Origin of the sequence: Reyranella sp., from assembly GCF_965228225.1 — a bacterium.
Classification (GTDB): Bacteria; Pseudomonadota; Alphaproteobacteria; order Reyranellales; family Reyranellaceae; genus Reyranella.
On sequence record NZ_OZ245801.1, the window covers coordinates 5,459,774 to 5,484,327 of the forward strand.

Annotated in this window: 19 protein-coding genes and 1 tRNA gene; 14 read left to right on the forward strand and 6 right to left on the reverse strand. The window is 67.0% G+C overall.

The window, feature by feature from the left end; all coding sequences use genetic code 11:
• Nucleotides 1-23: 23 nt before the first annotated feature.
• The 3 genes from ACO07K_RS26430 (at nucleotide 24) to panC (ending at nucleotide 2,226) form a co-directional block, all read left to right on the forward strand.
• Nucleotides 24-98 (forward strand) — tRNA-Gly (locus tag ACO07K_RS26430).
• A 157-nt stretch (nucleotides 99-255) separates the two neighbouring features.
• Complete coding sequence (locus ACO07K_RS26435; protein WP_422033230.1) at nucleotides 256-1,314, forward strand: FkbM family methyltransferase; 1,059 nt, start codon at nucleotides 256-258, stop codon at nucleotides 1,312-1,314.
• A gap of 45 nt (nucleotides 1,315-1,359) precedes the next feature.
• Nucleotides 1,360-2,226, forward strand: coding sequence for a pantoate--beta-alanine ligase (gene panC / locus ACO07K_RS26440; RefSeq protein WP_422033232.1), 867 nt, complete (start codon nucleotides 1,360-1,362; stop codon nucleotides 2,224-2,226).
• Between the two features lie 20 nt (nucleotides 2,227-2,246).
• Here panC and ACO07K_RS26445 read toward each other — a convergent pair whose 3' ends face one another.
• Nucleotides 2,247-3,131, reverse strand: coding sequence for a TauD/TfdA dioxygenase family protein (locus ACO07K_RS26445; RefSeq protein WP_422033234.1), 885 nt, complete (start codon nucleotides 3,129-3,131; stop codon nucleotides 2,247-2,249).
• 54 nt (nucleotides 3,132-3,185) lie between these two features.
• Here ACO07K_RS26445 and ACO07K_RS26450 point away from each other — a divergent pair, with 54 nt between their 5' ends.
• On the forward strand, nucleotides 3,186-4,181 hold the full coding sequence (locus ACO07K_RS26450; RefSeq protein WP_422033236.1) for a D-2-hydroxyacid dehydrogenase family protein: 996 nt from the start codon (nucleotides 3,186-3,188) through the stop codon (nucleotides 4,179-4,181).
• 332 nt (nucleotides 4,182-4,513) lie between these two features.
• Here ACO07K_RS26450 and ACO07K_RS26455 read toward each other — a convergent pair whose 3' ends face one another.
• Nucleotides 4,514-5,443 carry a hypothetical protein gene (locus ACO07K_RS26455; protein ID WP_422033238.1) on the reverse strand — a complete coding sequence of 310 codons (930 nt, stop codon included), beginning with the start codon at nucleotides 5,441-5,443 and terminating at the stop codon, nucleotides 4,514-4,516.
• 21 nt (nucleotides 5,444-5,464) lie between these two features.
• Nucleotides 5,465-6,715 carry a class I SAM-dependent methyltransferase gene (locus ACO07K_RS26460; RefSeq protein WP_422033240.1) on the reverse strand — a complete coding sequence of 417 codons (1,251 nt, stop codon included), beginning with the start codon at nucleotides 6,713-6,715 and terminating at the stop codon, nucleotides 5,465-5,467.
• A gap of 83 nt (nucleotides 6,716-6,798) precedes the next feature.
• On the opposite strand from ACO07K_RS26460, the gene ACO07K_RS26465 reads away from it, so the two are divergent.
• Both ACO07K_RS26465 and rlmN read left to right on the forward strand, forming a co-directional pair.
• Nucleotides 6,799-7,359, forward strand: coding sequence for an RNA methyltransferase (locus ACO07K_RS26465; RefSeq protein WP_422033242.1), 561 nt, complete (start codon nucleotides 6,799-6,801; stop codon nucleotides 7,357-7,359).
• A gap of 53 nt (nucleotides 7,360-7,412) precedes the next feature.
• The gene (gene rlmN, locus ACO07K_RS26470; protein WP_422033244.1) at nucleotides 7,413-8,561 is read left to right on the forward strand and encodes a 23S rRNA (adenine(2503)-C(2))-methyltransferase RlmN; all 1,149 of its coding nucleotides are present in this window, start codon (nucleotides 7,413-7,415) and stop codon (nucleotides 8,559-8,561) included.
• Between the two features lie 91 nt (nucleotides 8,562-8,652).
• On the opposite strand, the gene ACO07K_RS26475 is transcribed toward rlmN, so the two are convergent.
• Complete coding sequence (locus ACO07K_RS26475; RefSeq protein WP_422033246.1) at nucleotides 8,653-16,284, reverse strand: hypothetical protein; 7,632 nt, start codon at nucleotides 16,282-16,284, stop codon at nucleotides 8,653-8,655.
• A 418-nt stretch (nucleotides 16,285-16,702) separates the two neighbouring features.
• Nucleotides 16,703-17,731 (reverse strand): methyltransferase domain-containing protein, encoded by a 1,029-nt coding sequence (locus tag ACO07K_RS26480; protein WP_422033248.1) that lies wholly within the window; start codon nucleotides 17,729-17,731, stop codon nucleotides 16,703-16,705.
• A gap of 108 nt (nucleotides 17,732-17,839) precedes the next feature.
• Between ACO07K_RS26480 and ACO07K_RS26485 the strand changes: the two genes are divergently transcribed.
• From ACO07K_RS26485 to ACO07K_RS26520, 8 genes are all read left to right on the forward strand, one after another.
• Nucleotides 17,840-19,096: an argininosuccinate synthase gene (locus tag ACO07K_RS26485; RefSeq protein WP_422033250.1), complete on the forward strand. Its 1,257-nt coding sequence runs from the start codon at nucleotides 17,840-17,842 to the stop codon at nucleotides 19,094-19,096.
• A gap of 28 nt (nucleotides 19,097-19,124) precedes the next feature.
• Nucleotides 19,125-19,784 carry a rhomboid family intramembrane serine protease gene (locus ACO07K_RS26490; protein WP_422033252.1) on the forward strand — a complete coding sequence of 220 codons (660 nt, stop codon included), beginning with the start codon at nucleotides 19,125-19,127 and terminating at the stop codon, nucleotides 19,782-19,784.
• 17 nt (nucleotides 19,785-19,801) lie between these two features.
• Nucleotides 19,802-21,196: an ATP-binding protein gene (locus ACO07K_RS26495; RefSeq protein ID WP_422033254.1), complete on the forward strand. Its 1,395-nt coding sequence runs from the start codon at nucleotides 19,802-19,804 to the stop codon at nucleotides 21,194-21,196.
• An 81-nt stretch (nucleotides 21,197-21,277) separates the two neighbouring features.
• Nucleotides 21,278-21,496, forward strand: a complete 219-nt coding sequence (locus ACO07K_RS26500; RefSeq protein WP_422009671.1) for a hypothetical protein — start codon at nucleotides 21,278-21,280, stop codon at nucleotides 21,494-21,496.
• A 92-nt stretch (nucleotides 21,497-21,588) separates the two neighbouring features.
• Complete coding sequence (locus tag ACO07K_RS26505) at nucleotides 21,589-21,861, forward strand: hypothetical protein (RefSeq protein WP_422033256.1); 273 nt, start codon at nucleotides 21,589-21,591, stop codon at nucleotides 21,859-21,861.
• A gap of 24 nt (nucleotides 21,862-21,885) precedes the next feature.
• Nucleotides 21,886-22,584, forward strand: a complete 699-nt coding sequence (locus tag ACO07K_RS26510) for a response regulator (protein ID WP_422033258.1) — start codon at nucleotides 21,886-21,888, stop codon at nucleotides 22,582-22,584.
• Between the two features lie 185 nt (nucleotides 22,585-22,769).
• Nucleotides 22,770-23,786, forward strand: a complete 1,017-nt coding sequence (locus ACO07K_RS26515) for a 2OG-Fe(II) oxygenase family protein (RefSeq protein ID WP_422033260.1) — start codon at nucleotides 22,770-22,772, stop codon at nucleotides 23,784-23,786.
• 77 nt (nucleotides 23,787-23,863) lie between these two features.
• Nucleotides 23,864-24,205 (forward strand): hypothetical protein, encoded by a 342-nt coding sequence (locus tag ACO07K_RS26520; protein WP_422033262.1) that lies wholly within the window; start codon nucleotides 23,864-23,866, stop codon nucleotides 24,203-24,205.
• On the opposite strand, the gene ACO07K_RS26525 is transcribed toward ACO07K_RS26520, so the two are convergent.
• The gene (locus ACO07K_RS26525; RefSeq protein ID WP_422033264.1) at nucleotides 24,186-24,503 is read right to left on the reverse strand and encodes a hypothetical protein; all 318 of its coding nucleotides are present in this window, start codon (nucleotides 24,501-24,503) and stop codon (nucleotides 24,186-24,188) included. The genes ACO07K_RS26520 and ACO07K_RS26525 overlap by 20 nt on opposite strands.
• Between the last annotated feature and the right edge of the window lie 51 nt (nucleotides 24,504-24,554).

The following is a 24,554-nucleotide window of genomic DNA, read 5'->3' on the forward strand; positions in this document are numbered from 1 at the left end:
CACCTACCCAGCCGGATCGGAGCGCGGGCGTAGCTCAGGGGTAGAGCACGACCTTGCCAAGGTCGGGGTCGAGGGTTCGAATCCCTTCGCCCGCTCCAATCTTCCCACGGCACAAAAGTGTCCTGCATCGATGTCGGTGCAGCGACGATGTGCTGTGGGAGGCGTTAGGTGGTTTGATTTGGCTGGACCGGCATCCGGGCGGATCGAAAATTCTCCTGCCGGAATGCCGGTGCGGTTCGGGTCATGAAAGTTGCCATGAGCGAAGCCGAGCGTTCCCGTGGTCTCGCAAAGATGTGGGCCCACCATCGCCGGAATATCCCCTATCAGATCGGCACGTTGTTGGACCGGATCGGGCGCGCGCTGCTCACCGGCGCGCCGGCGCTGGGTCGCCTCTACGCGAAACTCATCGCGCGTCGCGGACTGAAGTTGCAGCGCTACCCCGGCTGGACGTTCGGCGCGGAGTACTACATCGAGCGAAGCTGGTGGTCTCTGCGCCGCGGCGCGCTCTGGGAGCATGCGGTCGAGCATCGGCTCGAGGTTCCGCTCACGGTCAGATGGTACGACGGGCTCCAGGTCGATGTGGTGCTGGGCAACGATCACAGCCTCTGCCTCTATGTCAGCGGCACTTTCGAGCCGAACGAATTCCACTTCCTGGGACAGATCCTGAAGCCCGGCATGACGGTGCTCGACGTCGGCGCGAACGAGGGGCTCTACACGCTCTTCAGCGCCAGCCGGGTCGGCCCCGCAGGACGCGTCGTGGCCTTCGAGCCGAGTTCGCGCGAGCGCCGCAAGCTTCAGCACAATGTCACACGAAACCGCCTCGGCAACGTGACCGTCGTGCCGAGCGCGGTCGGCAGCAGCGAAGGCACCGCCGCCCTGCAGATCGCGTCCGGCGTGCATTCCGGCCACAATACGCTGGGCGCGCTGGTCTATGACGATGCGCCGGCCGTCGGTGTCGAGCACGTTCCCGTTGAACGCCTCGACGCGGTGATCGACCGGCTCGGCGTTGCCAGGGTCGATGTCATCAAGATCGACGTCGAGGGTGCCGAGATGCACGTGCTCGAAGGAGCACGCCGGACGCTCGCCGCCCAGCGGCCGGTCCTGATGGTCGAAGCGAACGATGAGGCGTTGCGGGCGCAGGGTGCGAGCACCGAAGCGTTGTTTGGTTTTCTCCGCGGCGAGCTCGACTACGGCATTTTCGTCTTCTCGCCCGAGACGGGCGGCGTCGAGCCGATGGGCGAGGACTCTTCGGCCTCGGCCAACATCGTCGCGGTCCCGTCGGAGCGCCGCGCCGAGATCCTGGCGCGCGGGTGAGGGCTGCTTGCCGCGCTCGGGCGTGATGTGCTTAACCAGCGCATCATGAGTGCATCCGCGAACGTCCACGATCTCGCCATCGTCCGCACCGTGGCCGACCTGCGCCGCCTCGTCGCGGAATTCCGCAAGGCCGGCCGCACGATCGGCCTCGTGCCGACGATGGGCGCGTTGCACGAAGGCCATGTCAGCCTCGTGAAGGGCGCGCTCGATCGCGGCGACGTGCCGGTGACCAGCATCTTCGTCAATCCGACGCAGTTCGGTCCGAAGGAGGATTTCTCCGCCTATCCGCGCGACGAGGAGGGCGACTTCGCCAAGCTGCGCGACGCGGGCTGTCGCATCGTCTTCGCGCCCAGCAAGGACGAGATGTATCCCGGCGAGCAGCTCACGACCGTGACGGTCGCCGGCATCACCGACGGTCTGTGCGGCCCGCTGCGGCCCGGCCATTTCCAGGGCGTGGCCACCGTGGTGAGCAAGCTCCTGCTGATGGCGATGCCCGACCGCGCCTATTTCGGCGAGAAGGATTACCAGCAGCTCCAGGTCATCAAGCGCATGGTGCGCGACCTCTCCATGCCGTTCGAGATCGTGGGCATGCCGACGGTGCGCGAGCCGGACGGTCTCGCGATGTCGTCGCGCAACCGCTACCTCAGCGCCGACGAGCGCACGAAGGCGCTGGGCATGTACAAGCAGCTCGTGAAGGTCGCCGATGCGGTGCGCGACGGAAAAAAGTCATGCTCTGAGGCCACGGCGGCGTCGTCGCAGGCGCTACGCGACGGCGGCTTCGACATCGTCGAATATTTCACCGTGGTCGATGCCGAGAGCCTGACGCCGCTCGAGCATGTCGCGGGACCGGCGCGCGTCATCGCCGCCGCCCGCCTCGGCCGCACGCGCCTGATCGACAATCTCGCGGTCTGACCGCGCGCCTGACGGGAACGTCAGGCCGCCTGTTCGAGTGTCGAGGCGACATCGCGCGTCGTGACGCGCCGCAGGTCGCGCACCCTGGTCGTGTCGAACGGCCGGGCGCGATGCATGGTGCAGCGATTGTCCCAGATGACGAGGTCGCCCTTGGCCCAGCGATGGGCATGCACGAAGCGCGGCTGCGTCGCGTGCTCGATCAGGTCGAGGATGATCAGACGCCCGTCGGCCACCGGCAGGCCGAGAATGTGCGAGGCGTGCGCGGCGAGATAGAGCGTCTTGCGGTGCGAGCCGGGATGGGTGCGCACGACCCGCTGCGGCACCGGCGGCAGCGAGGCGCGCTCCTCGGCCGTGTACTGCACGACGCCCAGCTGCTCGCGCGACCGCCAGATCGAATGTTCGGCGACCAGCCCTTCCAGCTCCTTCTTCTTCGCCTCGGGCAGCGCATCGTAGGCCGCCCGCATGTCGGCGAACTCGGTGTCGCCGCCTTCATCGGGAATGACGTGCGCATAGAGCATCGACAGGGCGCCCGGCACGGCGCGGAACGAGGCATCGGTATGCCACAGCCGGTTGGCCAGGCCGTCGAGCCGGCGGCGCGCGTCGGGCTTCATCACGTTGCCGTCGCCGTCGAGGTTGGAGATGTCGGCCACCTGGCTGGATTCGATCCGGTGCTTGATGTCGCGATGCCGGAGCTTCAGCGCCGAGGATTCGATCGGGCCGAAATGGCCGGCGAAGGCGACCTGCTTCTCGTCGTCGAGAGTCTGCCCGCGGAACACCACGACCGCGTAGCGGTTGATGGCGTCCTCGATGGTCTGCCGGTCGGTGGGCTCGAGCGGCTGGGCCAGGTCGACGCCGGAAATCTCGGCCACGAATTCGGGATGAGTTGGCGTAACGGTGATGCTCACGACCGCCTCCCGCGGCTATAGTAGATTTTCGATCATTGTCTTCCAGGAAACGCCATGCCGCAAACGATGAAGCTCGCTTTGCTCGACGATTACCAGAAGGTAGCCATGCGCATGGCCGACTGGGACCGGCTCCGGAAACGCGGAGTCGAGATCACCGTCTTCCACGAGCCCTTCACCTCAGTCGAGGATGCGGCGCAGAAACTGGCGCCCTTCGACATGCTGGGTCTGCTGCGCGAGCGCACCGCCTTCCCGCGGGCCCTGATCGAGAAGCTGCCCAACCTCAAGTTCATGGTGCTGACCGGCGCCCGCGCCGCGAGCCTCGACGACAAGGCGGCGGCCGAGCGCGGCATTCCGGTCTCGACGACACCCGGCGGCACCTCGAATGCGCCGACGGCGGAGCTGGGCTGGGCGCTGCTGATGATGTGCGCCCGCGATCTCGCCAAGGCCGAGCGGCTGGCGCGCCAGGGCAAGTGGCATGACGGCATCGAGCAGATGGTGGTGCTCGAGGGCAAGCGGCTGGGCATCCTGGGCCTCGGCAAGCTGGGCAGTCGTGCGGCCCATTATGCCAAGGCCTTCGGCATGGAGGTCGTGGCCTGGAGTCAGAACCTCACGCCCGAGAAGGCCGAGGCGGGCGGCGCGACGTATGTGAGCAAGGACGAGTTGCTGGCGACGTCGGACTTCGTCTCGATCCATCTCGCCCTTTCGGATCGCACGCGCGGCCTGATCGGCGCGGCCGAGCTGGCAAAGATGAAGAAGACCGCGATCCTGGTGAACACCTCGCGCGGTCCCATCGTCGACGAGGCGGCGCTCATCGAGGCATTGAAGAACCGCACGATCCTGCACGCCGGCCTCGACGTCTACGACAAGGAACCGCTGCCGGCCGACCATCCGCTCACCAAGCTCGACAACGTCACGCTCATTCCGCACCTGGGCTACGTCGTCGAGGAGAGCTACCGGCACTTCTACGAGGGCACGATCAAGGACGTCGAAGCCTGGCTCGACGGCACGCCGATCAACGTCCTCAACCCGGACGCGCTGAAGAAGGCGTAGCGTCCTTCCGGACGAGAGAGAATCGAGGCGAGCATCCCAGCCTTTGCCTCACCCTGAGGAGCGAACGCAGTGAGCGTCTCGAAGGGTGGGCACGCGCACCCCGTCCGTTGCCCATCCTTCGAGACGCGCTGCTTCGCGACGCTCCTCAGGATGAGGTAGGTGGAATGTAAGGCGCAAGGGCCCGGCAGGCCGTTGAAGGAGGTGGAGGTGTGGCGAATAAACGAAACAAACGAAATAATCGAAACAAACGAAGTGAATGTCGCACCCCATGAGTCCTGTATCGGGATGACCGCCGACGCAACAATGTTGCTCGCCGGTCCTTCGTTGAGCGGCTAGTTCGTCCGCACCCGCGCGACGATCAGCCAGACGGCGCCGGCGAGGATCACGCCGGCGGCCAGCCATTCCGGCGTCGACAGGGTCGCGGGCGTCAGCCAGCCCAGGCGGGCAAACACGGCTTCGAGCGCGATGGCGAAGAACGGCATCGCGGTGAGGGCGATCAGGTAGGTCTGCACGCCCGAATGGTTGATGGTCCAGAAGCCGAGCCAGGTGCCGGGGGCGCGGAACAGTAGGCCGGCCAGGATCGCATAGAGCCAGAGTTCGATCCGGCCGAAGGCGTCGCCGCCGCCGGCCCAGGGCGAAGCCATCGCACCCACCAGACCGGCCAAGGTCCAGACGAAGATCAGCGCCAGTGAGGCCGCCACCAGGATCTCGCCGGTGAAGCGGCTGCGCGCCGCCGGATCGGCCGCGCGGTTGCGCGGGTGGTAGGCGATCATCCACGAGGCTGCGACCGCCACGGCTTCCGAGGCGATCAGCCAGGCGACGCCGCGCCACGCCGTCTCCGATCCCAGGCCGGCGGCGAAGGCCGCGATGCCGATCCCCAGCAGCGCGAGGCCGGGCCAATCCCGCCGCGACGGCGCCTGGCGCGTCAGGGCCCAGCCCGAGCCCGCGCCGATCAGCACACTCATCGTCGAGAGCAGCGTGCTCTGCGTGACGGCCAGCCAGACGATGGCGGCGGCGGTGCAGCCGTTGATGATCACGCGCATGAAGGCGTAGCAGACCGTCCACGGCACCAGAAGGTCGGCCCAGCTTCCCGGCGTGCGGCGGCCGACCCAGAGCATGGCGAGGCCCGCGCTCAGCAGCTGCACCAGCGTATAGGCCCAGGCATCGAGCTGGGCGCCGCTCACCACATGGCGCGTCAGCAGGAGATAGACCGACCAGAGGAGGGAGTTGCCGAGCGCAATGGTCAGGACGTGGCCGCTCATTGCGGTTCGCACAGGCTGGTTTCAGGTGCGGAAGCGCAGCAGCAGGTGATTGACGCCGTTCAGCTTGACGTAGAGATCCTCGAACTGCGTGTAGAAATCCTCCCACCGCGGCAGGCCGCCCTGGCTGCCGAGCGAGGTGTAGATTTCCGCGACCGTCCGGCGGCCGTCGATCTGCGAGATGATGCGCGGCGCCAGCGGCGGCAGCTGGGCCCGCCACGGAAAGCCGTCGAGGTTGGCGACCAGCGGCGCGCCGGGCTGCAGGCCGGCGGCGAACTTCTGCGCATCCATCTCGCGCAGCACCGGTATGGCCGACGTGTCCTCGGGGCGCGCCACGGTGTCGAAGCCGGCGCGCGTCGCGTAGAAGACATGGGTCCGGACATTGCCGGCGAGACGTTCGGCGAACGCCGCGCGCTCGATCAGCGGCAGCGAACTCGCCTGCCGGGCAATTACCGGGTCGCTCATGTAGGTCGCGGGCTCGTAGCGCACCGGTTCGAGGAACGCGACGACCCGCAGGCCCGAGGCGGCCGCCATCCTGCCGATCTGCGGCACCGTGAAGGCGCGGTCGCAGCTGTGCAGCAGCAAGTCGTAGAGACCCGCATCGCCGCCCGTCACGTGATCGTTGAGATACGGATTGCGGCGGAACAGGTTGGTCGTCGGCAGGAAGCGGATCAGGCGCTTGGCCATCGCCAGCCGGTCCTGGATCGCCATCGACGGCGGCGCGATGGTCTGCAGCAGCTCCTGCAGGGGATAGACACCGCTGCGGCCGTATTCGCCGTAGAGCATGACGCCCATGCCGCCGTCGGCATGCAGCACGCTCGCCAGCGCCTGCATCCCGGCGGTCGGATCGGGCAGGTGGTGCAACACGCCGGTGCAGTCGATGTAGTCGAAATGGCCGATGTTCATCGTCGGCAGGTCGAGCAGCGAGCCGGTCAGGAACTGGATGTTGCGCAGGCCGCGCGCCTTGGCGCGCGCCTCGCAGATCTGTCGCGACGCCGTGGAGAGGTCGAGATAGACGATCTCGCCGGGGCAGCGGCGATCGACCAGCTGCTGGGCCAGCATGATGCAGGCATCGCCCGTGCCGCCGCCGGCGACCAATGCGCGGAAGGGGCGGATGAAGTTCAGGCGACCGGAGAAGAGATAGTGATTGATCTCGAGGACGTGGCTCGGCGTGCCCGTGATCAGGCGGATCGCCTCGTCTCGCGGGTCTCGGGCAGGATAGGGCAGAGCCTCGTACTGGGCGCGAACGCTGTCCAACGGCGAGGGAAGGGTCATCAGGGCCTTGTTTGACGGCGGGCTGGGCGCTACCGGGTGGGTGGCAACACCTGCCAATCATTACTGCAACAAATCGAAGGGCCATGAAAGGCTATTTCGGCATCGGTATCGAAGGTCCGAGCAAGTCGATGAATGTCGGCACCTTGTTCCGGACGGCCCACGCGTTCGGCGCCTCGTTCGTCTTCACGCTGCGCGCGCAGTACGACGTGCGCGCCGGCGCGCTGGCCGACACATCGGATACGCCGCTGTCGGTACCGACCTACCGGTTCGCCGATCTTGAAAGCTTCCGCCTGCCGCTGGGCTGCCGGCTGGTCGGCATCGAGATCACAGACGATGCAATCGAACTGCCGAGTTTCCGGCATCCGCGCCAGTGCGCCTATATCCTGGGCTCCGAGCGGGAGGGCCTGTCGCCCGGCGTTCAGTCGCTCTGCGACTACGTGGTGAAAATCCCGACGCGCTTCTCGGTCAATCTCGGCACCGCCGGCGCCCTGGTCATGTACGACCGGCTGATCAGCCTCGGGCGCCACGCCCCGCGGCCGGTCGGTGAGGGCGCCCCGACCGAGACGCTCGACATGCCGGTGTTCGGCGAGCCGATGTACAAACGCAAGCAACGGCTGCGGCAAAAAGCACAGTCAAAACAATAGTTTGGCCCGGCGCAGTTGCGCAGGGCGGATGCTGCGACTATCTCGGGCGCTCCATGTCCGTCCTGCCCACCGAACCGCTGCAGATCCTCGAGCCCGGCGCCGCCGCGCACGGCCGCAACGACCTGCGCCGCAATCTGATCGGCCTGTCGCGCGACGGGCTCAAGACGGCGCTGGCCGAGGCCGGGCTGGAACCGTTCCGCGCCGCCCAGATCTGGCAGTGGATCTACTGGCACGGCGTCACCGATTTCGGGCGCATGACCAACATCGCCAAGAAGGCGCGCGATCGCCTCGCCGACCAGTTCGTGATCGAGCGGCCTTCGATCGTGACCGAGCAGCGTTCGGTCGACGGCACCCGCAAGTGGCTGCTGCGGTTCGCCGACGGCAACGAGGCCGAGACGGTCAACATCCCGGAGACCGACCGCGGCTCGGTCTGTGTGTCGAGCCAGGTCGGCTGCACGCTCACCTGCACCTTCTGCCACACCGGTACCCAGCCGCTGGTGCGCAACCTCACGCCGGATGAAATCGTCGGCCAGTTCATGGTGGCGCGCGACAGCTACGGCGAATGGCCGACGCCGACGGCCGATGCCCAGCGCATGCTCAGCAACATCGTCATGATGGGCATGGGCGAGCCGCTCTACAATTTCGACAATGTCGTCGCGGCGCTCAAGATCGTCATGGACGACCAGGGAATCGCGCTCAGCCGCCGCCGCATCACGCTCTCGACCTCCGGCGTCGTGCCGATGATCCCGAAGGTGGGCGAGGCGCTCGACGTCAATCTCGCCGTGTCGCTGCATGCCGTCAGCGACGAGGTGCGCGACACGCTTGTGCCGATCAACCGGAAGTGGCCGATTGCCGAGCTGCTGAAGGCCTGCGCCGACTATCCCGGGGCGCGCAACAGCCGGCGCATCACCTTCGAATATGCGATGCTGAAGGGTGTCAACGACAGCGACGCCGACGCGCGCGAACTGGTGCGCCTCCTGACGCCGATCCACGCCAAGGTGAACCTGATCCCGTTCAATCCCTGGCCGGGTGCGCCCTACGAGTGCAGCTCCAACAACCGCATCCATCGCTTCGCGGAGATCGTGAACGATGGCGGCCTCAGCGCCCCCGTGCGCACGCCCCGCGGCCGCGACATCTCCGCCGCCTGCGGCCAGCTCAAGAGCGCCAGCCTGCGCCAGCGCGGCGAGAAGGTCGCGCTGTAACAAAGCCTCCGTCGCCCTGAGAGCGCGTGAGTTTACCGGTCCGAACCACTCCGAACCTCCCCGGCAGGCACGCTCTCAAGCAGCGCTCCGGTCAGACCACAAGCTCAAACCGATGGTCCGTCACGTCGATGCTGCCGGTCACCTCGATCACGTCGACGACGGTGCGCGCGGCATTGGCGACTTCGTAGTGGCCGCCACCAAGATCGGTAAAGCTTGCGCCATCCCCGTACCCCCGAAAGACAAGGACGTCGCCATCACCGGCCATCCAACTGCCGCTGAAGTCGGTGACGGAGTCGCCGTTGGCCTCACCCGCCACGAAGATGAAGCTGTCGGCTCCTGTGCCGCCCGTCATCGCGTCGGCGCCTGTTCCGCCGTCCAGGTTATCGTTCCCACCGAAGCCTGAGAGGCTATCACTGCCACCAAGGCCGCTGAGAGTGTCATCATGGGCGCCGCCCTGGATCGTGTCGGCAGAAGCGGTTCCCGTGATGTCGAAGGCGGCGTTCTCGAGGCCGCTGATCCCGGCCGACGCGATCGCCGTGGAGACATCGGACACGGTTCCCGTCAGCGTCGTCACCGACGACGCGTCGATCGTGCCGCTCGTCTTGCCATCCAGGAAATTGATGGCCGTCGCCGTTGCCACGGTATCGGACAGAATGACGGCTTCGTCGCCCCTGCCGCTGAAACCGGACGTGGAATATGTGACTGCAAGGTCCGACAGAGAACCCGTGACCGTCAGGATCGACCCCATGTAGATCGTGCCGCTGCTCGTCGCCGCATTGATCGCGTTGAGATCGGCGGCCGCTGCGACCGTATCCAACAGGAGAACCCGCTCGTTGCCCAGGCCGCTGATTCCCGACGACGCGTATGCCGTCGCCAGGTCCGACGCCGTTCCATAAATCCTCTCCACGCTCAGTGCATCGACTGTCCCGGTGGTATTCGCATCGATTGCGTTCAGGGCGCTGGCTGTCGCACTCGTAGCCGACAGGGTCACATCGGCGGTCCCCAGGCCACTGATCCCGGAAGACACATAGCTGGCTGCAACCGCAGCCGCTGTGCCCGTCACCGCCGTCACCGACGACGCGTCGATCCCGCCGGTCGTCTTCCGGTCCAGGTTGTTGAGTGAAGAGGCCGCGACGGTAGCGTCAGTCAACGTGATGGCCTCGTCGCCAAAGCCGCGGATGCCGCCATTGGTGTAGGTCGTCGTCAAGTCAGACAGAGAACCCGTCACCGTCAGCACAGACTGCGCGGAGAGCTCGCCGGTCGTCGCCGCATTGATCGCGTTGAGAGCGGCGGCCGCTGCGACCGTATCCCACAGGCGAACCTGCTCATCGCCCAGGCCGCTGATTCCCGACGACGCGTATGCCGTCGCCACGTCCGACGCCGTTCCATAAATCCTCTCCACGCTCAGTGCATCGACTGTCCCGGTGGTATTCGCATCGATTGCGTTCAGGGCGCTGGCTGTCGCACTCGTAGCCGACAGGGTCACATCGGCGGTCCCCAGGCCACTGATCCCGGAAGACACATAGCTGGCTGCAACCGCAGCCGCTGTGCCCGTCACCGCCGTCACCGACGACGCGTCGATCCCGCCGGTCGTCTTCCGGTCCAGGTTGTTGAGTGAAGAGGCCGCGACGGTAGCGTCAGTCAACGTGATGGCCTCGTCGCCAAAGCCGCGGATGCCGCCATTGGTGTAGGTCGTCGTCAAGTCAGACAGAGAACCCGTCACCGTCAGCACAGACTGCGCGTGGAACTCGCCGGTCGTCGCCGCATTGATCGCGTTGAGAGCGGCGGCCGCTGCGACCGTATCCCACAGGAGAACCCGCTCGTTGCCCAGGCCGCTGATCCCGGAGGACGCGTACGCCATCGCAACCGCAGCCGCGGTGCCCGTCAGCGTCGTCACCGACGACGCGTCGATCGTTCCAATCGTCGCCGCATCGATCGCATTAAGGTCGGCTGCCGCAGCCGTCGTATCCGACAGCGCCACCGCCGCGTTGCCGAGGCCGCTGATCCCGGAGGCCGCGTACGCCGTCGCAACCGCAGCCGCGGTGCCCGTCACCGCCGTCACCGACGACGCGTCGATCGTCCCGCTCGTCGTCACTTCCAGGTTGTTCAGGTCAGACGCTGCAACCGTCGTATCGTTCAGTGTCCAGGCCGCGGTCCAAATGGGCCCCGCGATTCCACCCGATGCGTAGAGAGCGTCCGCGTCTGACAGCGAGCCCGTAAACGTCGTCACAGACGACGCGTCGATCATGCCGGTCGTTGCCGTATCCAGCGCGTTCACGTCGCTCGCCGCAACCGTCGTATCCGACAGCGTCACGTGTTCGTCGCCCAGCCCGGTGATCCCCGCCGACGCATGCGCCGCCGCAACCGCGGACAGCGAGCCCGTCAGCACCGTCACCGCCGCCGCGTCGATCGCCCCGCTCGTCGCCGCATCGATCGCATTCAGGTCGCTCGCCGCTGCCGTGCCAGCAGACAGCGTCACCGCCTCGTTGCCCAGGCCGCTGATGCCGGAGGACGCATAGGCCGTCGCAACCGCAGCCGCCGTACCCGTCAGCGTCGTCACCGAGGATGCGTCGATCACGCCGCTTGTCGCCGTGTCCAGCGCGTTCAGGTCTGCCGCCGCGGCCGTTGTATCCGACAGCGTCACCGCCGCGTTGCCCAGGCCGCTGATCCCGGAGGACGCGTACGCCGTCGCAACAGCCGACAGCGAGCCCGTCAGCGTCGCCACCGACGACGCGTTGATAATGCCGCTCGTCGCCGTGTCCAGCGCGTTCAGGTCCGCCGCCGCGACAGTGCTATTGTTCAGGGTCACGGCCTCGTTGCCCAGGCCGGTGATGCCCGACGACGCGTACGCCGCCGCGAGATATGACAGCGGGCCCGTCAGCGTCGTCACCGACGACGCGTCGACCGTCCCGCTCGTATACCCGTCCATCGTCACCAGGGCGACCGCCGGGAGGATCGTGTCCGACAGCGTCACCGCCTCGTTGCCAAGGCCGCTGATCCCGGAGGACAGATACGTCGTTCGAACGACCGAAACCGCACCCGTCAGCGTCGTCACCGACGACGCGTCGATCACGCCGGTCGTCTTGGCGTCCAGCGCGTTCAGGTCTGCCGCCGCGACCGTGGTATCCGACAGCGTCACCGCCTCGTTGCCCAGACCGCTGATCCCGGAGGACCCATAGGCCGTCGCAACATTCGAAAGAGAGCCCGTCACCGTCGTCACCGACGCCGCGTCGATCGTTCCGCTCGTCGCCGTATCGATCGCGTTCAGGTCGGCTACAGCAGCCGTCGTGTCCTCCAGCGTCACCGCCGCGGTGCCCAGGCCGCTGATCCCGGAAGACGCGTAGGCCGCCGCCACGTCGGACAGCGAGCCGGTCAGCGCCGTTACCGACGAGGCATCGATCATGCCGGACGTCGTAACTTCCAGGTTGTTCAGGTCAGACGCCGCAACCGTCGTATCGTTCAGTGTCCAGCCCGCGGTCCAAATGGGCCCCGCGATTCCACCCGATGCGTAGAGAACGTCCGCGTCCGACAGCGAGCCCGTAAACGTCGTCACAGACGACGCGTCGATCATGCCGGTCGTTGCCGTATCCAGCGCGTTCACGTCGCTCGCCGCGACCGTCGTATCCGACAGCGTCAACTCCTCGTTGCCCAGGCCGGTGATCCCCGACGACGCATACGCCGTCGCAAGATTCGAAAGAGCACCTGTCACCGTCGTCACCGACGACGCGTCGATCGTCCCGCCCGTCGCCGCATCGATCGCATTCAGGTCGGCTGCCGCAGCCGTCGTATCCGACAGCGTCACCGCCGCGTTGCCCAGGCCGCTGATGCCGGAGGACGCATAGGCCGTCGCAACCGCAGCCGCCGTGCCCGTCAGCGTCGTCACCGAGGATGCGTCGATCACGCCGCTCGTCGCCGTGTCCAGCGCGTTCAGGTCTGCCGCCGCGGCCGTCGTGTCGTCCAGCGTCACGGCCTTGGCGCCCAGGCCGCTGATGCCCGACGACGAATAGGCCCCCCGGACCGCCAACAGCGAGCCTGTAACCTCCAACACATTCGACGCGTCGATCGTCCCACTCGTCTCGATGTCCAGAGCACTCAGATCAGCCGCCGCAACCGTCGTGTAGCCGAGCGACACTGCCTCGTCGCCCAGGCCACTGATCCCGGAGGACGCATAGGCCGCCGCGACATCCGACAGATCCCCCACCAGTTCCGTCACCGACGATGCATCGATCGTTCCGCTCGTCTCGTCGTCCAGAGCGTTCAGGTCGGCTGCCGCTACGTTCGCATCCGTCAGCGTCACCGCCTCGTCGCCCAGGCCGGTGATTGCGCCATACGAGTTATTATTGGCATAGACTGCGTAGAAGCCACCCGTCAGCGTCGTCACCGACGATGCGTCGATCGTTCCGCTCGTCGCCGCATTGATGGTGTTCAGGTCGCTCGCCGCCGCCGTGCCGGCAGAAAGCGTCACCGCCTCGTTGCCCAGACCGCTGATCCCGGACGAGGCATAGGCCGCTGCGACCGCAGCCGCGGTGCCCGTCAGCGTCGTCACCGACGACGCGTCGATCACGCCGCTCGTCGCCGTGTCCAGCGCGTTCAGGTCTGCCGCCGCGGCCGTTGTATCCGACAGCGTCACCGCCGCGTTGCCCAGGCCGCTGATCCCGGAGGACGCGTAGGCCGTCGCGACCGCCGACAGCATGCCCGTCAGCGTCGTCACCGACGACGCGTTGATGGTCCCGCTCGTCGCCATGTCCAGCGCGTTCAGGTCCGCTGCCGCGACAGTACTATTGTTCAGGGTCACGGCCTCGTTGCCCAGGCCGGTGATGCCCGACGACGCGTACGCCGCCGCGAGATATGACAGCGAGCCCGACAGCGTCAGCGCCGCCGACGCGTCGACCGTCCCGCTCGTATACCCGTCCATCGTCACCAGGGCGACCGCCGGGAGGATCGTGTCCGACAGCGTCACCGCCTCGTTGCCCAGGCCGCTGATCCCGCCGGACTGATACGTCGTTCGAACGGTCTGGAGCCCGCCCGTCAGCGTCGTCACCGACGACGCGTCGATCACACCGGTCGTCTTGGCGTCCAGCGCGTTCAGGTCTGCCGCCGCGACCGTGGTATCCGACAGCGTCACCGCCTCGTTGCCGAGGCCGCTGATGCCCGAAGACGCATAGGCCGCCGCCACGTCGGACAGCGAGCCGGTCAGCGCCGTTACCGACGAGGCATCGATTATGCCGTACGTCGTAACTTCCAGGTTGTTCAGGTCAGACGCCGCAACCGTCGTATCGCTCAGTGTCCAGGCCGCGGTCCAAATGGGCCCCGCGATTCCACCCGATGCGTAGAGAACGTCCGCGTCCGACAGCGAGCCCGTAAACGTCGTCACAGACGACGCGTCGATCATGCCGTTCGTTGCCGTATCCAGCGCGTTCACGTCGCTCGCCGCGACCGTCGTATCCGACAGCGTCACATCCGCGGCTGCCAGGCCGACGATCCCAACCGACGCATACACGTCCGCCACGTCCGACAGCGAGCCCGTCAGCGTCGTCACCGACGACGCGTCGATCACGCCGGTCGTGAGGGCGTCCAGCGCAAGCAGGTCGCTCGCCGCGACCGTCGTGTCGTCCAGCGTCACCGCCTCATCGCCCAGGCCGCTGATGCCGCTCAAAATATAGGCCATCGAGACAGCCGACAGCGCCCCAAACAACGTCGTCACCGACGACGCGTCGATCGTTCCGATCGTAAGGGTGTCCAACTCGAACAGGCTGTCCGCCCGGACCGTTGCGTCGTCCAGCGTCACATCGGCCACTCCCAGGCCGAAGATTTCAAACGACGCATACACGTCCGCCACGTAGGACAATGAACCCGTCAGCGTCGTCACCGACCCTGCGTAGATGTTTCCGCTCGTCGCCAGATCGATCGCGTAGAGATCAGTGGCCGCTACCGTTCCCACAGACAGCGTCACCGCTGCGTTGCCCAGGCCGATGATCCCCGACGACGCGTAAGCCGTGGCAACCGCCGACGCCGTTCCCGTCAGCATCGTCACCGACGACGCATTGATCGCCCCGCTCGTTTCGTCGTCCAGCGCGTTCAGATCAGCTGCCGGGACCGACGTATCGTCAAGCGTCACCGCCGCGTTGCCCAGGCCACCAATCCCCGAAGACGCGTAGGCCGCGCCCACGTCCGACAGCGAACCCGTCACCGTCGTCACCGACGACGCGTCGATCGTCCCGCTCGTCGCCGTGTCCAGCGCACTCAGATCCGCCGCCGCAACCGTGGTGTCGTCCAGCGTCACCGCCGCGTTGCCCAGGCCACTGATGCCGGAGGACGCGTAGGCCGCGCCCACGTCCGACAGCGAACCCGTCACCGTCGTTACCGACGATGCGTCGATCGTCCCGCTCGTCGCCGTGTCCAGCGCAAGCAGATCCGCCGCCGCAACCGTCGTATCGTCCAGCGTCACCGCCGCGTTGCCCAGGCCGCTTATCCCGGAGGACGCGTAGGCCGCGCCCACGTCCGACAGCGAACCCGTCACCGTCGTCACCGGCGACGCGTCGATCGTCCCGCTCGTCGCCGTGTCCAACGCATTCAGATCCGCCGCCGCGACCGTCGTGTCGTCCAGCGTCACCGCCTCATCGAGGTCCAGCATGATCCCATAGGACGACAACGCCATGGCGACAGCCGACAGCGAACCCGTCAGCGTCGTCACGGACGACGCGTCGATCGTGCCGTTCGTCACTGCGTCCAGCGCGTTCAGGTCGCCGGCCGCGACCGTCGTATCGTCCAGCGTCACCGCCTCGTCGAGGTCCAGCATGATCCCATAGGACGACAACGCCATGGCGACAGCCGACAGCGAACCCGTCAGCGTCGTCACCGACGACGCGTCGATCGTGCCGTTCGTTGCTACGTCCAGCGCGTTCAGGTCGCCCGCCGCAACCGTCGCGTCGTCCAGCGTCACCACCGCGTTGCCGAGGCCGCTGATCTCCGACGATGCATAGGCGGTCGCCACATCCGACAGCGAGCCCATCAGCGTCGTCACCGACGATGCATCGATCACGCCGCTCGTCAGGGCGTCCAGCGCATTCAGATCCGCCGCCGCAACCGTGGTGTCGTCCAGAATCACCGCCGCGTTGCCCAGGCCACCGATCCCCGAAGACGCGTAGGCCGCGCCCACGTCCGACAGCGAACCCGTCACCGTCGTCACCGACGACGCGTCGATCGTCCCGCTCGTCGCCGTGTCCAGCGCACTCAGATCCGCCGCCGGAACCGTGGTGTCGTCCAGCGTCACCGCCGCGTTGCCCAGGCCACTGATGCCGGAGGACGCGTAGGCCGCGCCCACGTCCGACAGCGAACCCGTCACCGTCGTCACCGACGATGCGTCGATCAAGCCGCTCGCCGCCGTGTCCAGCGCAAGCAGATCCGCGGCCGCAACCGTCGTGTCGTCCAGCGCCACCGTCTCGTCGCCCAGGCCACTGATCCCGGAGGACCCATAGGCGGCCGCCACGTCCGGCAGCGAACCCGTCACCATCGTCACGTACGGCTCTGTAACGACCGTCCCGTCCGTGCTGGCATCGAGGGCATTCAGGTCAGCCGCACCGACCGTTGCGTCGACGACGATCAGGTCATCCGAGCCACTCCTGAATCGCAGAGCGTCTGCAAACGACATCGTGTAGGCGTCAGAGCTGCCATCCCCGCCGCCGTCTCGGGATACATAGACGTACGTGGCGATAACACTCATTTGATGCCCTTTCACTACAGCCAGCAGCACGCCGCGCCGCAGCCCGAGCGACGGCTCGAGCGGAAATTAAGAGGTAAAACAACATAGCTCTCGCGACGAAGTCGAACCAAATTGATCCCATCTTGGTGAAATAGTCGATACGGGGTGTCTGCCCCTGTGAGTTGTGGAGTTCAGATGGCCAGCTGTCTTAGGCAGCGGCGTCGGCGATGGACCGCGACCGAATTCTTCAGGACGTCCGATCGTGTCGCGAGCCATGGTGTCTCTTCCTCCCGGTCAGTACGGCGATGCTGACGAGAGAGTGCGGCCTTGTTGGCGGACCTTTTACGCACAGCCGTAATACCCTTCGACGACGGGACGGAGCCTGCCCCGAGGCTTCCCTGGGGGCGCTTCGCTCAGGACGACGGAATACTTTGATTGGCTATTTCGTGAAGGCCGCGACCTTCGAAAGGAAGGCGAGTTCCGTCGAAACAGGCCGAAGACCGGCCGCGCCGAACCACTCTGCCAGGCTGCCCGCCGTGTATTCCCCGTAATACGGCTCGTGGAAATAATGCGGGAAGAGGTCGAGCAGGCCGTCCCAGTCGGGCCGGTCGCCCTTCTGCAGGGAATCCACGATCACGACCAGGCCGCCGGGCTTCACGACGCGCGCCATCTCGGCGATGGCCTTGGCGCGGATCTCCCTGGGCAGCTCATGCAGCAGGAACGAGGAGACGACCAGGTCGAGGCTCGCCTCGGCGAAGGGCAGTGCCCCGGCCGGCGCTTCGTCGAGCTTGACCCGCGCCGTGCGGCCGATCAGGCGGCGCGCCTCGTCGAGATAGGGGCGGCTGAGGTCGATGCCGGTGAGCTTCAGGCCGGGCCAGGCGCCATGCAGCGTGGCGAGCAGGCGGCCGGTGCCGCAGCCGACATCGAGGCCGCGGACGTCGCGCTGGTTTCGGTCGGTGAGCCAGTTGGCGATCGGCGCCAGGGCGCGGCGGCGCATGACGTCGGCGGCGCCCGTGAACAGGACCTCGACCTGGGTGTCGTACAGGGCGGCCGAGTGGTCCGAGAGCCAGCCGTCGCTCTGGAAGTGGAAATTCTGCCGGTAATAGTCGGGCAGGCCGTCGGCCTGGGTGCCGGGCGGCAGCTCGTCGTCGAGGGCACCGTGCCGCCGCGCATCGACCTGCGGCAGGTCGCGGAAATAGAGCAGGCTGCGGCGCAGGAATTCGGCAGGTTCGGGTCGGAGGGGGCGCGGGGCGGGAAACAGGCCGGCCGCGACATCCCGCCACTCCCGCCCGAACAGGGCACGCATCTCGGCGGTCAACTCGGCGCGGCCGGGCGTCGGCCCGACGGGAAAATCGGGCTTGGGCATGGGCTTCATCAGGCGGCGGCCGGCGGCATAGTGGCCGGCATACCAGGCGACCCGGGCGGTCTGGCGGGCGGCGTAGGAGAGGCGGTCGAGGGGGGAAACCATGGGATGCTATTCTCGCCCCGATTATAGCCTCTTTGCGGCGCGCTTGCCCCGGTGGGGTCGACCGCTATATTCGCGCGCCTTCACCGAACGGACACGAAAGCGGCCAGCATGAGCGTTTCTTATACCGGGCCCTACAAGAAGGGCGACATCAAGAAGGTCGTGCTCGCCTATTCCGGCGGCCTCGACACCTCGGTCATCCTGAAGTGGCTGCAGACGGCCTATGGCTGCGAGGTGGTGACCTTCACCGCCGATCTCGGCCAGGGCGAGGAACTGTCGCCGGCCCGCAAGAAGGCCGAGCTGCTGGGCATCAAGCCCGAGAACATCTACATCGAGGATGTGCGCGAAGAGTTCGTGAAGGACTTCGTCTTCCCGATGTTCCGCGCCAACGCGCTCTACGAGGGCCAGTACCTGCTCGGCACCTCGATCGCGCGGCCGCTGATCTCCAAGCATCAGATCGAGCTCGCGCTGAAGACCGGCGCCGACGCCGTCTGCCACGGCGCCACCGGCAAGGGCAACGACCAGGTCCGCTTCGAACTCTCCTATTACGCGCTGAAGCCCGACATCAAGGTGATCGCGCCGTGGCGCGAGTGGGAGCTGACCTCGCGCACCAAGCTGCTCGAGTTCGCCGAGGAGCACCAGATTCCCATCGCCAAGGACAAGCGCGGCGAGGCGCCGTTCTCGGTCGACGCCAACCTCCTGCACTCCTCCAGCGAGGGCAAGATCCTCGAAGATCCGTGGGAAGAGGCCGACGAGATGGTCTACCAGCGCACCATCTCGCCCGAGGCGGCGCCGGACAAGGCGACCTACATCGAGATCGAGTTCGAGAAGGGCGACGCCGTCGCCATCGACGGCGTCGCGATGTCGCCCGCGACACTGCTCACAAGGCTCAACGAACTGGGCAAGGCCAACGGCATCGGCCGCCTCGACCTGGTCGAGAACCGCTTCGTCGGCATGAAGAGCCGCGGCATCTACGAGACGCCCGGCGGCACGATCCTCTACGCCGCCCATCGCGGCATCGAATCGATCACGCTCGACCGCGGCGCCGGCCATCTCAAGGATGAGGTGATGCCGAAATACGCCGAGCTGATCTATTACGGCTTCTGGTACTCGCCGGAGCGCGAGATGCTGCAGGCGCTGATCGACAAGAGCCAGGAGAACGTCACCGGCACGGTGCGGCTCAAGCTCTACAAGGGCAACACCACGGTCGTCGGCCGCAAGTCGCCCGTGTCGCTCTACTCGATGCAGCACGTGACCTTCGAGGAAGACCAGGGCGCCTACAACCAGCGCGACGCCGAGGGCTTCATCAAGCTGAATGCGCTCAGGCTGCGCCTACGGGCGCTGGGCCAGGGCGGCCCGAAGTCCTGACGGACGCCTGACCCGACCGGAGCGGCGCATGCCTTTCGATGACGACCAGCGCCGCCTCCCCGGCGGGCGCGGAACGGGCGAGCGGGCGATCAACCTGCCGCCCGCCGTGCTGTGGCTGATCGGCATCAACGTCGCCGTTCAGGTATTGCGCCAGCTTCTCGGCGAGCAGGCCGATCAGGAGATCATCCTGCAGTTCGGCCTGGTGCCGGCCGCCTACACGACGGATAGCGGGCAGGGTCTCTTCTCGCTGCTCGTGGCGCCGATCACCTACCAGTTCCTGCATGGCGGCTGGATGCATCTCGGCATCAACATGCTGACGCTCGCGGCCTTCGGCGCGCCGGTCGAACGGCTGCTGGGCGTGCGCCGCTTCGTGCTCTTCTACCTGGTGTGCGGCGCCTTTGCGGGGCTGGTGCATATCCTGGTCTATCCCGAGTCGCCCGATCCGGTGGTCGGCGCGTCGGGCGCCATCAGCGGCGTCTTCGGTGCCGTGCTGATGCTGATGCGGTATGTCGGCAGCCTGACGTCGCTGCTGCCGGTCGCCGGCATCTGGATCGGCCTCAACGTCTTCTTCGGCATCTTCGGCGGCACGCCGGGCGCGGGCGGCGAGTCGGTCGCCTGGGTGGCGCACATCGCGGGCTTCGTGTTCGGACTCGCGGCCATACGCTTCTTCGCACCGCGAACGAGTTAACCGGCTATAGTCGGTCGATGGCCGACAACGGGATCCCGCTGCGTCGCACTCTGGTTGCCAATGCCGTGGCGCTGGCCCCGTCGTGGGGGGCGCTCGCCCTCCTGTTCGGCCTCGGCGAACTGTCGGGCCGGGCCACGCTGATGGCGATGGCGGGCATCGCCGTGGTGACGATGCTCCTCGTCCAGCGCTATCTCAGCTCGCTGGCGAGCTTTGCCCGCTTCGTGGGCGAACTGTCGGACGAACGCCAGCCCGTGATGCCGCGCCTTTCCTTCGCGCCCGCGACGGAGGAACTGGCGACGGCGGCAGCCACCCTCTCGACCGGCTGGCGGCGCCAGCGCGCCTCGATCGACAATCTCGCCGCGTCGGCCCAGACGATCGTCGACGGTCTTCCCGACCCGCTCGTGTGTCTCGACCGGCAGCGCCGCATCGTGCGCACCAATCTGGCGGCCGCCCTGCTGCTGGGCAGTCCCGGTGGGTCCGAGCGCGACGTTTCGACCGTGCTGCGCCAGCCGCAGCTCCTGGCGGCGATCGATGCGCTGCTCGAAACGGGGGCCGACGGCAACTTCGCGCGACCCGACCAGAGCGTGGTCGACCTGGTCCTGCCGGGGCCGCCGGAACTCGACATGGTGGCCCATCTGCGGCGCCTGCCGCGGGCGGCCGCCGACGGTTCGCTGGCGCTGATCGTGCTGCACGACACCACGGCGCTGCGTCGCGCCGAGCGCATGCGCGCCGACTTCGTGGCCAATGCCAGCCACGAACTCAAGACGCCGATCGCGGGACTGGCGGGCTTCATCGAGACCCTGCGGGGCCCGGCGCGCGACGATACGGCGGCCCGCGAGCGCTTCCTCGGCATCATGGCCGAACAGGCCGACCGCATGCGCCGGCTGGTCGACGACCTGCTGATGCTGTCGCGCATCGAGCAGCACGAGCATGCGAGGCCGGCCGCCGCCGTCGACCTCAGCGGTGTGCTGCGCTCGGTGCTCGACCTGCTGCAGCTCAAGGCCTCCTCGCGCAGGGTCGGCATCGAAATCGACCTGGCCCCCGATCTGCCGCGCGCCGTCGGCGACCATGACGAGTTGATCATCGTGTTCCAGAACCTGATCGACAACGCGCTCAAATACGCGCGCCCCGAGACTGCCGTCCGGGTCGAGGCGCGGCGCTCGGGCAAGGACCGCGTGGCGGTCGCCGTCCGGGACGAGGGCGACGGCATTCCGGCCTCGCACCTGCCGCGTCTCACCGAACGATTCTACAGGGTGGATACGGCGCGTTCGCGCCAGCTCGGCGGCACCGGGCTGGGCCTCGCCATCGTCAAGCATGTCGTCAATCGGCATCGCGGCCGGCTCGACATCCAGAGCGTGCCCGGCAAAGGCTCGACCTTCACGGTGACCCTGCCGGCCTCTGACCCGGCCTGACTCCGCTGCAGGTCGTCGCGAAAGCGCGTTGTAAGGAACCCGCCGCATACTCTTGGGATTGAGTCCGCGAGAGTCCGCCCCATGACATGCAAAGCAAGCGAACCGAGCGAAATCGTGGTGACCGCCCGGATGATCCGGGCCGGTCTCGACGTCGTGAAGTCGTGGCCGTCCCTGGCGGACGGCGAGGCACTGGCCATGGCCTACCGGGCGATGGCGGCCGCAGCACCCCCCGAGAGTCTCGCCCTCAGCATGCCGACGCCCACGATGCTGCAGGCGCTGCGGATGCTGGGCCACAAGTAGGGCGTCGTAAGCTCTTCGACATCGGGCCGCCCAAATCGAGCCTCCGTCCCCGCCTTCAATGGTCGCGCTCTTCGAGAGCGAAGGAGGATCAGATGATCAGGAAGACGTTGCTCAAGTTCGCAATCGTGGCGGTGACGCTGATGCCGGTCGCCGCGTTCGCCCAGTCGCCGGACGCGGCATACTGCTCGGCGTTGGCCGCCAAGTACGACCAGTATCTCGACATGCCATCCAAGGGCGGCCAGCAGCCCCAGAGCCTGGACACGCGTGTCGCCGTTGAAAAATGCAAGGCGGGCGATACCAGCGGGATCGCGGGGGTCGAGAAGGCGCTCAAGGACGCGCGGATCGACCTGCCGCCGCGAGGCTGATCGATCCGGGGGAGGGAGCGGGCAATGCGCGTGCTGATCATCGAAGACAGCCGGGAGCTGGCAGGGTTGATCGGCCACGCGCTGAAGCGTGCCGGCATGGACGTCGATTTCGTGGGCCTCGCGGACGAGGCGAGGCTCGCTGTCCAGGCCGTGCAGTATTCGGCGATCGTGCTCGATCTCGGCCTCCCCGACGCCGACGGCTTCGCCGTGCTCGATCAGTTGAAAAAGCGGCACGATCCGACGCCGGTTCTCATCCTGTCGTCGCGAAGTGCGCTGGGCGACCGGGTGAACGGCCTCGACAGGGGCGCCAGCGACTACATGATCAAGCCCTTCGCGATGGCCGAACTGATTGCCCGCCTCCGGGCGCTCATGCAGCGCCCGCCGGAGATACCCTCCCCGGTCTTCGCCATGGGGAACGTGACTTTCGAGGCCGGCAGCCGCCGCGCCACGGTCAGCGGGACCACGTTCACCATTCCGGCGCGGGAATCCGAGCTCCTGGAAGTCTTCCTGAAGCGGGGCGGAAGGGTGCTGGCGCATGACGTGCTCGATGCGGTGGTCTTCGGCGGCAAACACGACCACTCGTCCAATGCCATCGAAGTCTACGTCCATCGCCTGCGTCGCCTGCTGGCGGAAGCCGGTGCCGATGTCGAGATCCATACGATCCGCGGGGTCGGCTACCTGATGAAGCCCGGGATGGCGGCAAGGGCCGCGGCGCAGGCATGACTCCGGTCTCGCTGTGGCGGTTCCGGAGGTCGCGCGACAGTCTTGGTGCAGCGTGCAGATCGATGGAGCGCTGTTTGCATATTTGCCTCCCACCCGACACGTAAGGTTTGGTTCAACCTTCGGCGCTCTTATTCCCGGCAGGGAGTAACGACGTCATGGCGCGAAGTCGAAATTGGGATGTGACGATGGTCGAGAGGCCGCATCGCCCTCCCGGCCTTGGCATCGGCGATCCGATGCCGCGCATAACACTGCCACTTGCCACGGGCGCTCTCTTCGACTCGTGGGATGCCGCGGTGTCTGGCGTCACGCGCATCTATTGGATTGGCTCGCCGCCGTGCGAGGAGCGAATCGCGACGATGGTAGCGCACCTCGCGCGGTGCGAGGCGACGTTGTGCTTCGTGGCGCCCCGGCCGTTGGACGGCCTCGACGCGGATGCGTCGTGCCTTGTGGATCGCGACGGCGAACTCGCGCGGGCGTTCGATGCACGGGGGACGTTCGCAATCGTGGTCGATGCCGCGGGTCGCGTGGCGGCTTTGTTGCCTTCCCCCGCGACCGAAGACGTCGTCGCTCTCGTCGAGAAGCTCTACGCCGCAACCGAGACGGTGGTGGTGCGAGCCGCTGCGCCGGTGATGCTGCTCCATCGCGTTCTCGATGCCGACCTCTGCGATCGTCTGATCGGATACTGGTCGGCGCGCGACAAGGTGGCGAGCATCGTCGGCTCCGCCGACGGCAATGTCGTCGATAGCGAGACCAAGCGCCGGCTCGACACCAATCTCGATGACCCGGCTCTCTTCACCAATGTGCGCGACGCCCTGGTGCGCCGCATTGCGCCGGCCATCGCGCAGGCCTCGCACGTCCATACGTCGGTGATCGAAGCACCGCGTATCGGCTGCTACGATGCGGCCAGCGGCGGCTGGTTCCGCCGCCACCGCGACAATACCAGCCGCATCACGGCGCATCGCCAGTTCGCGGTCAGCATCAATCTCAATCCGGGCGACGAGTATGAAGGCGGCGAACTGCGCTTCCCCGAATTCGGCCGCCAACTCTACCGACCCGCCGTGGGGTGCGCCGTCGTGTTTTCAGCTGCCCTGTTGCACGAGGTCAATCCGGTGACACGGGGCCGTCGCTTCGGCCTCTTCACCTTCCTTTCGGCGGGCGGAGCTGCCTCCGGCTACGGTCCGCGGGGTCGCGGACGATCGTAAGGGGGCTGTTGCGGAACGAATGCCGCGAGCGCTGCGTTCTGGACTCGATGAGCATCATCGAGGGATTCGGGTGGACGATGGCCACCCAGTTCGAACCGCACCGCAAAGGCTTCCTCTACCGGCGGGATCGCAAGGGGCCGCCCATCCTGGTGACCGCGGCCGAACGGAACGCGTTCGTCCGCGTGTTCGGATGGCAGTTCCTGGCCCACGTCGCGGGCTTCATGGCGGCGGTGATTGCTGCGGCCATGTTCACGGCGCACTTCTTCCCGCGAGGCGATGAGACCGGGGGCTTCTTCCTGATGGGTGGCCTGCTGCTTGGGATCGGCCTCGCGCTCTTCATGTCGATCAAGTGGGCGATGCATGCTCCGGCGCGAGCACTCGCCGGTCGCCCGACCTTTTCTAGCGGCGCAGGGCCCTGACGGCGAATATCGCGGTCGGAATCCCGATCACGAGGCCGGCCGCGACCGCGTAGACGAGAAAGAAGACCATCGAGAAGATCACCATGCCCACCGTGCCTCGCTCCGGCACGTTGGGAGCGTCGATCAGCGTGACGACGAGCGCCGCGACGAACAGCACGACGGACAGGAGCGGAAAGCTGAGCGCGGCGAGGGTGACCTGCCAGCGTCGCGTCCTCCCGGGCCAGCGAGACGTGACCAGCCAGGCGGTCCCGCCGGTGACGGCCATGATGGCGAGAATCGATCCCACGATGTAGATCACGCCGCCTTCCCCCGTGTTGAACCTCTCCAGGCAACGCCCGATGAGGGGTCC

Excerpts from the sequence above, each read along its gene's own strand:
- ACO07K_RS26435 (WP_422033230.1), top strand. The coding sequence starts at position 256 with ATGAGCGAAGCCGAGCGTTCCCGTGGTCTCGCAAAGATGTGGGCCCAC.
- panC (WP_422033232.1), top strand. The coding sequence starts at position 1,360 with ATGAGTGCATCCGCGAACGTCCACGATCTCGCCATCGTCCGCACCGTG.
- ACO07K_RS26450 (WP_422033236.1), top strand. The coding sequence starts at position 3,186 with ATGCCGCAAACGATGAAGCTCGCTTTGCTCGACGATTACCAGAAGGTA.
- ACO07K_RS26455 (WP_422033238.1), bottom strand. The coding sequence starts at position 5,443 with ATGAGCGGCCACGTCCTGACCATTGCGCTCGGCAACTCCCTCCTCTGG.
- ACO07K_RS26460 (WP_422033240.1), bottom strand. The coding sequence starts at position 6,715 with ATGACCCTTCCCTCGCCGTTGGACAGCGTTCGCGCCCAGTACGAGGCT.
- ACO07K_RS26465 (WP_422033242.1), top strand. The coding sequence starts at position 6,799 with ATGAAAGGCTATTTCGGCATCGGTATCGAAGGTCCGAGCAAGTCGATG.
- rlmN (WP_422033244.1), top strand. The coding sequence starts at position 7,413 with ATGTCCGTCCTGCCCACCGAACCGCTGCAGATCCTCGAGCCCGGCGCC.
- ACO07K_RS26475 (WP_422033246.1), bottom strand. The coding sequence starts at position 16,284 with ATGAGTGTTATCGCCACGTACGTCTATGTATCCCGAGACGGCGGCGGG.
- ACO07K_RS26480 (WP_422033248.1), bottom strand. The coding sequence starts at position 17,731 with ATGGTTTCCCCCCTCGACCGCCTCTCCTACGCCGCCCGCCAGACCGCC.
- ACO07K_RS26485 (WP_422033250.1), top strand. The coding sequence starts at position 17,840 with ATGAGCGTTTCTTATACCGGGCCCTACAAGAAGGGCGACATCAAGAAG.
- ACO07K_RS26490 (WP_422033252.1), top strand. The coding sequence starts at position 19,125 with ATGCCTTTCGATGACGACCAGCGCCGCCTCCCCGGCGGGCGCGGAACG.
- ACO07K_RS26495 (WP_422033254.1), top strand. The coding sequence starts at position 19,802 with ATGGCCGACAACGGGATCCCGCTGCGTCGCACTCTGGTTGCCAATGCC.
- ACO07K_RS26500 (WP_422009671.1), top strand. The coding sequence starts at position 21,278 with ATGACATGCAAAGCAAGCGAACCGAGCGAAATCGTGGTGACCGCCCGG.
- ACO07K_RS26505 (WP_422033256.1), top strand. The coding sequence starts at position 21,589 with ATGATCAGGAAGACGTTGCTCAAGTTCGCAATCGTGGCGGTGACGCTG.
- ACO07K_RS26510 (WP_422033258.1), top strand. The coding sequence starts at position 21,886 with ATGCGCGTGCTGATCATCGAAGACAGCCGGGAGCTGGCAGGGTTGATC.
- ACO07K_RS26515 (WP_422033260.1), top strand. The coding sequence starts at position 22,770 with ATGGTCGAGAGGCCGCATCGCCCTCCCGGCCTTGGCATCGGCGATCCG.
- ACO07K_RS26520 (WP_422033262.1), top strand. The coding sequence starts at position 23,864 with ATGGCCACCCAGTTCGAACCGCACCGCAAAGGCTTCCTCTACCGGCGG.